Annotated in this window: 5 protein-coding genes; 4 read left to right on the top strand and 1 reads right to left on the bottom strand. The window is 45.5% G+C overall.

The genetic code is table 11. The features are described 5' to 3' along the window. Positions 1-22 precede the first annotated feature (22 nt). Positions 23-3,166, bottom strand: a complete 3,144-nt coding sequence (locus QZ323_RS07805; protein ID WP_294634042.1) for a TonB-dependent receptor — start codon at positions 3,164-3,166, stop codon at positions 23-25. Between the two features lie 978 nt (positions 3,167-4,144). Between QZ323_RS07805 and QZ323_RS07810 the strand changes: the two genes are divergently transcribed. From QZ323_RS07810 to QZ323_RS07825, 4 genes are all read left to right on the top strand, one after another. Further along, on the top strand, positions 4,145-7,516 hold the full coding sequence (locus QZ323_RS07810) for a TonB-dependent receptor (RefSeq protein ID WP_294634043.1): 3,372 nt from the start codon (positions 4,145-4,147) through the stop codon (positions 7,514-7,516). Between the two features lie 25 nt (positions 7,517-7,541). Further along, the gene (locus QZ323_RS07815) at positions 7,542-9,851 is read left to right on the top strand and encodes a RagB/SusD family nutrient uptake outer membrane protein (RefSeq protein WP_294634044.1); all 2,310 of its coding nucleotides are present in this window, start codon (positions 7,542-7,544) and stop codon (positions 9,849-9,851) included. Between the two features lie 259 nt (positions 9,852-10,110). Further along, positions 10,111-11,436, top strand: a complete 1,326-nt coding sequence (locus QZ323_RS07820) for an oligogalacturonide lyase (protein ID WP_294634045.1) — start codon at positions 10,111-10,113, stop codon at positions 11,434-11,436. 36 nt (positions 11,437-11,472) lie between these two features. Further along, a complete protein-coding gene (locus tag QZ323_RS07825) occupies positions 11,473-13,299 on the top strand; it encodes a rhamnogalacturonan lyase (protein WP_294634046.1) in 1,827 nt (608 codons plus the stop codon). Positions 13,300-13,416 lie beyond the last annotated feature (117 nt).

The raw sequence follows: 13,416 nt of genomic DNA on the forward strand, positions 1-13,416 counted from the left end.
TTTTTGTTTGAAAGATTAACGATTAGAAACCTACATTCAGTCCGAATGTAACACCGCGATTATAATAAGATGTACCCATATCCAAATCAATATAATCAACAGACGAATAAATGTCACCCAAATTACGTCCCTGAACATACACCTTCAACGAGTTGATACCAATTCTCTTGCAAATGTTTGCCGGAATGTTATAACCCAAAGAAATGTTGCGCAGTTTCAGGAAAGAAGCGTCCTTGTATCCCAACAAACTTGCATAAGAATCGCCCGAACCATAGATAGGCATCTGCCATTCAGCATTTGGGTTATTCGGTGTCCAATAATCAATCTTACGCTGCTGGAACTGTCCGGCCTGCGCTTCACCGCCTGTTGAAATCATATAACCGAACCGACCGTAAAGTTCAATACCCAACTCAAGACCTTTCCATGTGAAATAGTTTGTCCAACCCAATGTCCAACGCGGAGTTGTATTACCCAATATCACCTTGTCATCGTTGGCATCCAGTTTGTAATCACCGTTTTGGTCTACCGGTTTCACCATACCGACTTTAAATTTGCTTCCATTTTCATTCCATTTTGCCATCTCTGCAGCATCCGATTCCTTCCAAATGCCATCAGCAGCATAATCATAGAAAACACCAATAGACTGACCGATGAACCATTTGTTATCGACCATGTCATTCTTGCCATTGGCCAATTCCACGATTTCCTCTTTCTGGAAAGCCGCGTTGAGTGATGATACCCATTCAAAATCCTTAGTACGTACAGGAGTCACATTCAGCGAAATGTCCACACCGAAGTTCTTAGTCTGGCCAATGTTCTGCATAGTAGAAGGATAGCCGGTCAGGGTCGGAATATTTACTGCCATCAACAAGTCTTTCGTCTTGGAATGATAAATATCTACCGTACCGCTGATGCGATTTCCCAAGAATCCGAAGTCAATACCGTAGTTCCACTGCGTCGTCTTTTCCCAAGAAAGGTCTTGATTGGACATCATGTTTGCCTTCTTCGACATATCTACATAATAAGGCTCGTTAGTTACAAAAATCATCTGATTGCCTGTAGAGAACGGCATCCATCCTGTAAAGATACCACCCAAAGTACCATAAGGACTAACAGCAGAGTTACCCGTCGTACCGACACCAATACGCAGTTTCAAATTGTCAATCCAAGTCAACTCGCTCATGAACTCTTCCTGATTGATACGCCAACCCAATGCAGCCGATGGGAAGAAGTCCCACTTATTGCCTTCTGCCAATACAGACGAACCGTCATAACGTCCTGATACAGTCAAAAGATAGCGGTCGTTGAATGAATAGTTTATACGAGCCATGTAAGATGCCATTTGGCTTTCGGTCAACCCGGTTCCCATACTGGCCTTATAGCGGGATTGTGTAATGTCGACAATTCCCATGTTGTTCCACAACATTTCGGGTACGATAATATCCGAAGCATTCATCGAACCACTTTCGTGGTTGTTCTTCGAAGCTGTCTGCAACAAAGTCACACCAATATTGTGTTTGCCAAACTGGCGGTTATAAAGAATCATATTATCTAATGTCCATGAGAAGTAACGGTTTGACCCCCAACTTGCATAGTTTGCCGAACCGGCGAGTGATGCCGATGAACTGTCGCGGAAAATACCATTACGGTTGTAACGGAAATCAGGTCCGAAAGCAAACTTATAGCTCAACCCTTCCAACGGTTTCCACATCTTGCCGAAATCCAACTGGGCGTAGAAACTTGCCAACGCACGATAGTTCTCACGGTCATCGGACACTTTTTTCCACTCATCTATCACCGTATAAGTGCGCGATTCGGTATGTGGAGTAGTAATCACATTGCCTTCGTCATCATAAGGTACAGCATAACGGGGAATAGCTTTGGCCAATCCGTAAATATCCCCAGGACCGTTGTTGGTACCCGCCTGCCGGTCGACACCATACTGTTGGTCCGCATACGACATATTGATTGAAGCCCCGATCTTCACCCAGGGTTTGGGTGTAACATCTATGGTTGCAGCCAAATTGAAACGTTCGTACTCTTGTCCTTTCTGCGTACCTTTGTTGTTCAAGTAACCGAAAGAGAAAGAACCTTGCAGGTTTTCGCTACCACCGCTGGCACTCAATGTATGTTCGTGAGTAACACCTGTACGCGTAACCATACCAGTCCAATCCGTATTGTCCACATTGGAACCATTCCAGGAACCACCTTCCCAGCCCCTATTTACATTTTTCAAAGCGTAAGTGTCACCTGCAAAAATCTTTTGGTCATTTTCGTAAGTCGGTGCATCACCAGGTACATAAGCCTCAGGATTATTATTATAATGTGCCCAGCGTTTCCAAGTGATATACTCACTGGCACTCATAACAGGCGATTTGTCTTTCAGGGTTTCCAACGTGACTGTTCCTGAATAATTCATAGCAAATGTTCCGACTTTTCCGCGCCTCGTCGTGATCAACACAACACCGTTGGCACCACGTGCACCGTAAATAGCCGTAGAAGAAGCATCTTTCAAGATGTCAATAGACTCAATGTCGCGCGGATTCAAAGTCTCGATACCACCTGCACTCAAAGGCACACCATCCACCACATAAAGCGGAGCGTTACTAGCATTCAATGAACGGTTACCACGAATACGGATATCGCCTACACTACCCGGACGCTGACTGGAAGTAATATCCACACCGGCAGCCTTACCTTGCAATGCTTCGAAAGCGTTGCTTACCGGCTTCGCATTCAGCTCTTTACTATCCACACGTGCCAATGCTCCTGTCACGTCGCTCTTCTTCTGAACACCGTAACCTACAACCACAACTTCGTCCAGCATTTCCGTATCTTCGGCAAGCGTTACCTTAAGAGACGACTTTCCAGCTACAGAAATATCCTGCGTCTTATACCCCACAAAACTGATTTGGATAGTTCCGCTTTCCGGAACATTAAGAAGAGTAAAATTACCGTCAATGTCAGTAATAACTCCGTTTGTAGAACCTTTCACCAATACACTGGCTCCAATAACAGGTTCACCCGTACCGTCTATAACAGTACCCTTCACCGTCTTTGTCTGCGCTACAACCCCAAGGCTGAAAACAGAGAAAAGAGCAATGAAAAATAGCCGATGAAAAATACTCATGCGGCTCAACAGACTTTGATTCTTGCTGTTTTTCATACTTATAAAATTAAGTTAAACAATAATAATTTTCCGTTTTCATCGGCCAAACAGATACTTCTAACCGTGAAACAACGTTGCAAACGTATAAACAATTGAACATATAGAGAATGTATTATCGTGTCAAAACATGGAAAATCCTGTCTTTTTCAGTAAAAAAGTAAGGTGAAGCGTAGCGAATAAAATCAAAATAAGCATTCTCTGTATCATTTTAGACATGGTTGAGTGTCCATCATTCATTTTGGTTCTTTCAGCATTTGGAGTGATAGTGCCTTTTCTATTCGTTTTATCATCCGCGGACTGAAAGCCCATTGAGTGATACGGTAATCTATCACTCGAAATATCGGATAAACCATTTATTGTTAATCTATTAATTAGCTAACTCATTAGCTATCAATTCTAAATTCCAAATTGTCGGATTGCCCTGGGCTTTGTGTCCGATTCTCGTGGGGTTTTCCAGACAGATGCGGGGCAACATGTCGACAAACCCCACGGGAATCGGACACAAATGCGGCAGCTTTTTACTCGTACTACGGCTCCCAATGTTACAAGTGGGCGTTCCACAGGAGATAGATTACCGTATCACTCGAAATATCGTATGAACCATTTTTCTATTCTAATCTCCACCTGCTCCATATCAACTCCATAATCTACCCAAGTTTTCGTCATCCTTATAGACAGAAGAAATCATGGATATTTTCCGCTCCAAATTCCTCCCCGATACAGACAGGATAGTGGAAAGATAAAACGGCTTCTAATAATCTAAATGATACTGAGACTATTCATTTTGATTTTACTTACAAAAATTGATACTATTTTCCCGCTAAAAAGACAGATTTTTCCATGTTTTGACACGATTTTACATCCGCCAATTTAAAATACGATACTATATTTGCAACACTTTTTCACAAGTGGGAAAACTTTTTTTCTCCTGAAAAAGATAGCGAACTAACTTTTGTTTAACTTAATAATTAAAGTATGAAAGGCAGAAAGAATACAAATCTGTTGAGTCTGCTGGACAAGTTCCAGCGGCTGTTCTTCGTCGCTTTGTTTTCTGTGTTAGCCATAGGGGCTTTCGCACAGAGTAAAACTGTATCGGGTACTGTGCTTGACAACACAGGGGAATCCGTAATTGGTGCTAGTGTGCTCGTAAAAGGCACTACTAATGGTACTATTACCGACATTGACGGTAAATACATTCTTCAGAATGTTCCGGCCAACGGAATTATTCAGATTAGTTTTGTGGGATACAAAACTTTGGAAATCCCAGTGAAAGGACAATCCACTATCAATGCCACTTTGGTTGAAGACAGTGAAATGTTGGATGAAGTTGTAGTAGTAGGTTATGGTACGATGAAAAAAAGTGATGTGACTGGTGCCCTGACCCGCGTAACATCGGCTACGATAGAAGAACGCCCCGTGCAAAATGCACTGCAAGCTATGCAAGGAAAGGCAGCTGGTGTGGAAATCACGACCAATAGCCGTCCTGGTGAAGTGGGTGTCGTTCGTATTCGTGGTACTCGCTCCATCGACAACTCCAACGACCCGTTGTACGTAGTTGACGGTATCCCCTTGACTGCCGGTGGTATCAACGACCTGAACCCGAATGATATCGAGTCTATGGAGGTTCTGAAAGATGCATCCGCAACAGCCATCTACGGTTCGCGTGGTGCCAATGGTGTTGTTTTGGTTACTACAAAGAAAGGTACAACAGGCCAGGCTAGTGTTTCTTACTCCGGAAATATCACCTTCTCTAAAATCCACTCTATGACCGACTGGATGAATTCTGGTGAATACGTAGACTGGCAGATGCAGAAGTTGATCAACTCAGACAACTACCCCGGTCAATACGGCACGGCACCAGATCCGAACCAGATTGCCAACATCTTCGACTTGGGTAACACTCCAGAAGCTGCACCCTACTTCAATGCAGCATGGCAGAGAGATGCAAATGGCAACTATGTAATGCGTGATGCTACTCCCGAAGAAATTGCCAAAGGTTATGCATCCAGAGTTCCTGTTTATAATGCTGCGGCCATCCCAACCACCAATTGGACGGATCTGGTAACCCGCACAGGTATTACGCAGAATCATCAGATGTCTCTGTCAGCAGGAACAGACAAATCAAACATCTACTTCTCTTTGGCTTATCTGGATCAAGAAGCTGCTCTGAAAGACCAGGATTTCAAGCGCTATACAGCCAAAGTCAGTGGAGAAATCACTCCGACCAAATGGTTTAAGGCCGGAATGAGTTTGAATGCCAACCACTCTATCCAGAACTATGGTATCTTGAACAACTCTGCCAACACCGTTGCAAAGGATATCTACAGCTATGCGCTGAACATGCTGCCCATCTATCCTGCCTTCGATGAAAACGGCACTGCCATCAAAGGTTCTGCCGGCGGTCTGGAGTTCAACCCGATGGTGGATATCAACGAGGCTACCAACGAAACCCGTGCTACTACAGTATTGTTCAGTTCTTTCGCAGAAGTGGACTTCGGTGGATTCTGGGAACCGTTGAAAGGTCTGAAATGGCGTACCAACCTGGGTGCACAGTTCCGTAATAGCCGTGTTGGTTCTTATTATGGAGAGAACTTCACCAATCCGCACAAGAATACGGCAAATAATCCAAATACAGCATACAACAACCACAGCACACGTACGTCATGGACTTTGGAGAACATGATCTTCTATAACAAAACCTTGAAAGAGATCCATACCATCGGGGTTACTCTGATGCAGTCTGCCGAACAATCACGTAGCGAAGGTTTGAGTTATCGTGCTTACCAATGCGTATTCCCGACTGCTATATGGTACGGACTTGCTAACTCAGATCGTACACAAAACGGTATCGGCTCTTCTTTCTCCGAACAGACCCGTACTTCATTTATGGGACGTTTGAACTATAGCTTGATGAACCGCTATCTGTTGACCGTGACAGGACGTTGGGACGGTGCTTCCGTACTGGCAGTAGGTCATAAGTGGGATTTCTTCCCGTCAGCAGCTTTGGCATGGAAAGTTAACGAGGAATCTTTCTTGAGAGACGTCAACTGGATTGACCAAATCAAACTGCGTGTAGGTTATGGTGTCACAGGTAATGCTTCCGTAAGCCCATATCAGACTTCTGGTTCTATGACAGCTGATTTTGCCGGTAAATTCTTCGGTCCGGGTAACTCGACTACACTATCCAACGGAGCGAAAGCCAACGTATTACCCAACTACGGTTTAGGATGGGAAAAGACCGCATCTACCAACTTGGGTATCGACTTCGCTTTCTTGAAGAGCCGTATCAGCGGTAGCATCGAATACTATGAGGCACGCACCAGCGACTTGATCTTGTCAAAGGCTATTCCGGGTATCACCGGTTATACTTCCATCCGTACTAATGTGGGTAAGACAGCCAACCGTGGCTTCGAATTCACACTTTCTACGGTGAACGTAGATACCAAAGACTTCAAATGGACTACTGATTTCTCTATTTCTACCAACAAGGGCTGGATCGTAGAGCTCGCCAACGGTAAAGTGGATGACACAGCTAACAAATGGTTCATCAACCGTCCTATTGACGATGTATGGGTGTACAAATACTCACGCCTGTGGCAGAACACAGACGAAGACCTCCGCATGCTTGGTTTCTACGAGGCTAACGGTCTAAAAATGAAGCCTGGTATGGCTATGATAGAAGACCAGAATCTGGTAGAGGTACCTGCCGGAACAGAAGGCGCACTTTCTAAAGAAATCACATGGACAGACAGTAAAGGTGTATCACACACCGAAACCATCTATTACGAAAACAACGGTGCTGGCGTAATCAACGATGATGACAAGAAACACATCGGTCAGTGGTCACCGAAGTGGTCAGGCGGTTTCACAACGACCTTTACTTACAAAGATTGGGAACTGAGCGCATTCATCTACGGACGCTTCGGAGGCACTTATTACGGACTTCTCCAAACTCTGGGTCGCCGTGTAGAAACAGACATGTGGAGTCCTGAGAACCCAGGCGGTAAATATCCCATCCAATACAGTGGTGGTACTTATTCCGGCGTAACCGACTACAGTGCTTACATGAACTACACCAAAGGAAACATGGTGGCTCTGCGTAATATTTCTCTGTCATACAACTTGCCTAAGAAATATTTGCAGAAAGTGGGTGCAAACAAATGTCAGATTTACGCACAAGTGCTGAACCCATTCATCTGGGGTGGCGAACTGGTTAAAGCTGGTATCAACCCTGATGATACAACCGGATGGAGCACAAGTTCAAACGATACGAACTTTATCGGTGGCCAGACGAATAATACAATGCTTACCCGCAGTTACGTGATCGGTGTTCGCCTTGGTTTTTAATTAATAACTAAATCAGTTGAAAATTATGAAATTAAAGAAATATATTTCACTCTCTCTGGCAGGCCTTATGATGGCTTCCTGCTCAGACAGTTTTCTTGAAGAAAAGATGGTGGCTACCATCACTCAGGATTATTTTAATACTGAAAAAGGATTCGCAGAGCTGGTAACTGCCACATACGATGCCTTGCGTCAGGCTTCACAATACCAACAAGGGCCGTGGACCTACTATCTGGGATTGGACAATATGACGGCAGCTACTGTCACATACGCCAACTATTCAGCATCAGCATGGAATTCCACTGCTAATGTGGCAAACCACATGGATGGTCTGGCTGCAGAAAACTCAAGAAACATGCTGGGTTACTACCCTACCATCAACAACTGTAACCGTGTGATCCAGACTATCGATGAAGGAAAAGCATTGGGAAAATATACCGGTGAAGCCGAAGCATCACGCGCCAAGGCAGAAGCTCTTTTCAACCGTGCTTACTGCGTATTCGTGCTGAATACATTCTACGGGGATATCTATTTCCCGCGTACCTATACAGCCGCAATGCCTTCTAACTTCGCTTTTACCCGCGAATCTTCAGAAAGAACCTATGCACAGCTGATTGGAGACTTGCGTTATGCTTTCGACAAATTGCCGACTGCAGGCAACATGCCAGCAGCCGAATTTGGCCGTGCTACCAAAGGAGCTGCCGCTCATTTCCTTGCCAAACTGTACCTCTACCGCCACATGGGTCAAGGATATGGAAACAGTACCTACGGACGTAAGGAAAACGGTACGATCGACAATACGAACGACAAATCCTATTTGGGTATGTTGTACAAAGGAACCGGCACTGCCGACCTCGACTCTTGTATCTACTACTCAAACTATGTATTGGATCAGGATGGAAGTTATAGACTGAACGATGATTATGGATTGATCTTCAAGCATGAGAAGGGAGACTTCAGTGGTGAAAACAGTCCTGAAATCGTATTATCTTGCGTATATGGCTATCCTACTGGTGACGGAGGTAACGGCCGTTATGCCAACCGTATGCAATATTTCGTTTCTACAGCTTATATGGTAGCTCAATGGGGTATTCCTAATGAAGTGTTCCAGTACGGCTATCGCGGACGTAGTTCTGTAGCTCATCCGAACGATTTCAGCTTCAATGTTTTTGCAGACAAGACTGTGGATTCCCGTTTCGAGAAGTCATTCCGCATAGAAGCAGAAACGGCTTTGCCTGCCGGCGACTATTACGCTTACAACGATTCTAAGAACGGAACTTATACATGGACTGCTGAGCAGGCTGCTTTCTTCAACGAACATATATTGCCTACTTACGACCGTCCGTCATGGGGTGGACGCCAGGCTGTTGCCGGTGAACACAAGATGGGTAGCGGAGACTTGGCATTCGCTTATCTGGAGAACACCAAAGAAACAGCTATCGATAGCCTTGAAGTAGAAGCACAACCTTTCTATCTGTTCGCAACATGGGTAAAGAAAGGTGATAAATACTATTACCGCCCCACTCGTGGAACAAAAGATTCCAATCATTACTTGAATACCAAGGCTCATGGTGGTCTGACTGCCATGGCTAAAGAGCTTCAGCCCTCTACTCGCAAGTATGACGATCCCGACCGTGAGACAGCCAACAGCTATAACTCAGGACGCGATGTGCCTTTGTTCCGCGTATCTGAAACTTATCTGATGCGTGCCAATGCATACGGACTGAAAGGAGACTATGCACGTGCTTTGGCTGATATTAATAAGGTACGTGAGCGTGCCGCCTACAAGCCGGGTGAAAAACGTGCAGAAGTCATCGCACGCCTGTATCCGGGCAGGGAGAACCTGACTACTGCAGAACGTCAGTACCCATACGAAGTAGCAACCGACTGCTCTTCAAAGATGACAATCACCGCTGCGGCATGGGACGGAGCTTCTGCTGCATCAAAGGCAGAAATGTATCCTGAACAGAACATCTTGGGAGGTAGCCTGAGCGAAGCTGACCGCTTCCAGAACTACATTCTGAACGAGGTAGCCCGTGAGTTTAACATGGAAGAGATGGTATATTACAACTGGTTGCACCACTCCGGATGGCAGTACATGCGTATCCTGTACCATGACAAAACTGCTTCTACCCTGCCACAAGGTCCTGAATACTGGCCGGTAGCCGACAATGAAGTCAGCGACGGTGCGTTAGTTGATCGCAAAGGCCTTGGCTTCTTGCAGCCTTATCATACGTTGAAGCCTTTCAAACAAGCTACCATCGACCTTTATACAGATGAAAACAACGTTCTTCTGGATGAAGCAGGTAAGAAGGCTTATCAGAACTATGGATATTAAAGTTTAAAGCCTATCCGGCTTAGCAAGCAAGATTAACAATAGTTTATTGGGAAAAGAGGAACATATAAAAGTTCCCCAAAATGAGAGATTACCTCCGCTACAAGTAGCTATAGCGGGGGTAATCTTGTTTTTAATCAGACAGGATTGAATTGCAATTACCAAGGAAAATGTACAATTCACCATGTAAATGGATTATTTTCTATTTGCAACTCCTGTCGTAACGCATAAATTTGCCGTATCAAATAAAAATAGACAGGCTATGAGAGATACTTTTTTAGCAATTACCTTCTTCTCGGCTTTTAGCCAAGTGGCATCAGCCCAATTCGGGAAATGCACAGCATCGGAAATGCAAACTTATACAGATAGTTCGACCGGCAATACCATCACGATATTGACCGATACCACAAAGCATGACCGTTTTCTTTATCAGACCGACCCGATATGGACAGCAGACGGAAAATATCTGTTGTTCAGGTCTTCCAGTCGCGGAAACGACAAAGAGGTGGAGAGCGTCCTTCCCAATGGAGAGAAAAGGAAATGGACCCCTACGCAGATCTATTTCATAGAGATGACCACAGGCAAGATCATCCAAGCCACAGAAGGCAAAAATCTGGGTAACGTCTTCCTCGCCAATAAGACAAACCGTATGTTCATCAGCCGCAAAGAGAATGAGGACTGGAATATGTACGTGATGGACTTGGATAAGTTCTTTGCTGACGTAGCCAAAGGAAAGGTCGGCAAGCCTGCCCAATATGAGACCTTCATCGGCACATTCCCCACAGAAATGGGACGACTGGGAGGATATGCTGTAGATTGCAATGACGACTACGCCTACATCACCGTCGAACGCGACGGTACAGAAGAGGAGAAGGAACGCATGATGAAGAATGCTTTCCTGCCCGAAAGCAATCAGCCTATAAAAATCAAGCCCACCCTCTGCGGAATCCGCAAGATGAACCTCAACACAGGAGAAGTGACCAAGGTGATCGACACAGAGTTCAAGACCGGACATATACAGGCAAGCCGCTTTACTCCTGGGGAAATCGTCTTCTGTAACGAAACAGGAGGCGACGCCCATCAGCGTATGTGGTTCTGTACGGCAGATGGAACAATTTTCAAGCCCCTCTACAAGGAAACACCATTAGACTGGGTCACCCACGAAACCTTTGCGACAAAAGATTATGTCTATTTCAACATATTAGGATTCCAACCACGCCTCCGCAAACAAATAAGCGGTATTGCACGCATTAATCTGCGAACCGACGATGTAGAACTGATCGGTCAAGTGGAAATGGAAAAAGACCGTCAAGCGATCGACAACCAACTGATTGGAAGAGGCTTCTGGCATTGCAATGCCAGCCGTGACAACAGATGGGCGGCAGGAGATACGTTCGGAGGAAATGTATGGCTGATCAATGTACAGACTGGCGAACGCCATTGGTTAGTCTCAGACACGAAGATGAAGCCCGACCACGCCCATCCAAGTTTCAGTCCTGACGGTACGAAAGTACTGTTCCAATCCGGACATTTCACCAATGGAAAGAGGCTGAACCTGATGATGGTAGATATTTCTACATTCAAATAAAATTTTATATACTGACAGATGAAACACTGGATTATAATGAATATACTTCTGCTTGTCGGAAGCCTATTCGCTTTCTCCCAACCTTATAGCGGAGAAAAACTTTCAAGAGGACTGATCGGAATTCCTACAGAAAACGGAATGTATTTCAGTTGGCGAATGGCCTTAGCCGATGCTCCCGATTTACAGTTTGACCTATACCGTAGTTCCAACGGAGGTACGGAAGTAAAGCTAAACAAGAAGCCAATAGAAAAGACTTCCGATTTCTTGGACTGCACAGTAGACTACACAGTAGACAACCGTTGGATCTTAAAGGCAACGAATGGAGAAGTGACTACGTGGACACGCTTGAAAGATGAGAAACGTACCCCCTATCTGAGTATTCCCATCAGTAAACCGGAGGACGGAGAAATAGCCGGCGAACGATTCACCTATACAGCCAACGATTGCAGTGTAGGCGATCTGGACGGTGACGGGGAGTATGAGATTATTCTGAAATGGTATCCCTCGAATTCCAAACGTCCTCCCCAACGCGGTTTCACTGGTAACACCTATTTGGACGCCTACAAGATAGACGGCACCAGACTATGGCGCATCGACCTGGGTCCCAACATACGCTCTGGAGCCGCTACGACCAATTTCTTGGTCTTCGATTTCGATGGAGACGGCTGTGCGGAAGTCTGCTGCAAAACGGGAGATGGTACTGTAGACGGACTCGGGCATCGGATAGGCGACGCCCAAGCTGACTGGAGAACATGGGATAAGCAAAGTCCTACATATGGTAAAATAGTAAACGGTCCTGAATATCTCACAGTCTTCGAAGGACGTACTGGAAAAGAGCTGGATACGAAAGAATATATCCCGACACGTTATCCTTTAGACGGTTGGGGAGGCATTGGCGGAAATTGTGGCAATGACAATACAGGAGGCCGCTCCGACCGTTTTACTGCCGGAGTCGCCTTCTTGGACGGAAAAACGCCCTCGCCTGTCATGGTCAGAGGATGGTATGGAAGAACCGTTGTTGCTGCATGGACCTTTACCAACGGCTCATTGAGACATATTTGGACTTTCGACAGTGCAACACCGGGATGGGAAGCCTATTCGGGTATGGGAAACCACAGTGTAACCGTAGCAGATTTTGATGGAGACGGTTGCGACGAAATCTGTGTAGGAGCCATGACCGTGGATCACAACGGCAAGGGACTGTTTTCTACTGGTTTACGTCATGGAGATGCATTGCATGCCGGACGTTTTATCCCTTCCCGTCAAGGCATGCAGGTCTTCGGCGTACATGAGAATGAAGGCGACAATGACATCGTCAAACGCACTCCTGCCGTAGCCATGTTCGATGGTGCAACCGGAGAGATTATCTGGCAAGACGGCTTAGGCAAGGATGCCGGACGCGGAGTAGCAGCTGATATCGACCCACGCTATGAGGGTGCGGAATGTTGGTGTAACGTCGGTGGCCTGAGGCGAGGAGACACTGGAGAGTTCATCAGCAACCAGAAACCCAACTCTTGCAACTTTACTATCTACTGGGATGCCGACCCCTTGGCAGAATTACTGGATCATGTCTCCATCAGCAAATGGAACTGGAAGACAGAAAGCACAGATTTGTTATTAAAGGCGGAAGGAGTTGTTTCCAACAATGGTACCAAAGGCAATCCGTGTCTGTCGGGCGACATTCTCGGAGATTGGCGCGAAGAAGTTATCTGGGCTTCCGAAGACCAGACAGAGCTACACATTTATTCTACAACAATACCTGCTGCCGACAGGCGCATCACATGGATGAATGACCGTCAATACAGATTGGCGATAGCATGGCAGAATGTGGCATATAACCAGCCGCCACATAGCAGTTTTTAGCCTTGCTATCCCTCAGAAGCGTATATATGTACCTTGACTGTACGAATAGACAGGGAAATGGATAATATTCTATTTGCCTGTCCATTTGTTCGCCTTAATTTTGTAGAAGATTTGATA

It is taken from the genome of uncultured Bacteroides sp., assembly GCF_910585845.1.
Lineage (GTDB): Bacteria > Bacteroidota > Bacteroidia > Bacteroidales > Bacteroidaceae > Bacteroides.

Coding starts and splice junctions, on each gene's coding strand:
- QZ323_RS07815 (WP_294634044.1), top strand. CDS start 7,542: ATGAAATTAAAGAAATATATTTCACTCTCTCTGGCAGGCCTTATGATG.
- QZ323_RS07820 (WP_294634045.1), top strand. CDS start 10,111: ATGAGAGATACTTTTTTAGCAATTACCTTCTTCTCGGCTTTTAGCCAA.
- QZ323_RS07810 (WP_294634043.1), top strand. CDS start 4,145: ATGAAAGGCAGAAAGAATACAAATCTGTTGAGTCTGCTGGACAAGTTC.
- QZ323_RS07805 (WP_294634042.1), bottom strand. CDS start 3,166: ATGAAAAACAGCAAGAATCAAAGTCTGTTGAGCCGCATGAGTATTTTT.
- QZ323_RS07825 (WP_294634046.1), top strand. CDS start 11,473: ATGAATATACTTCTGCTTGTCGGAAGCCTATTCGCTTTCTCCCAACCT.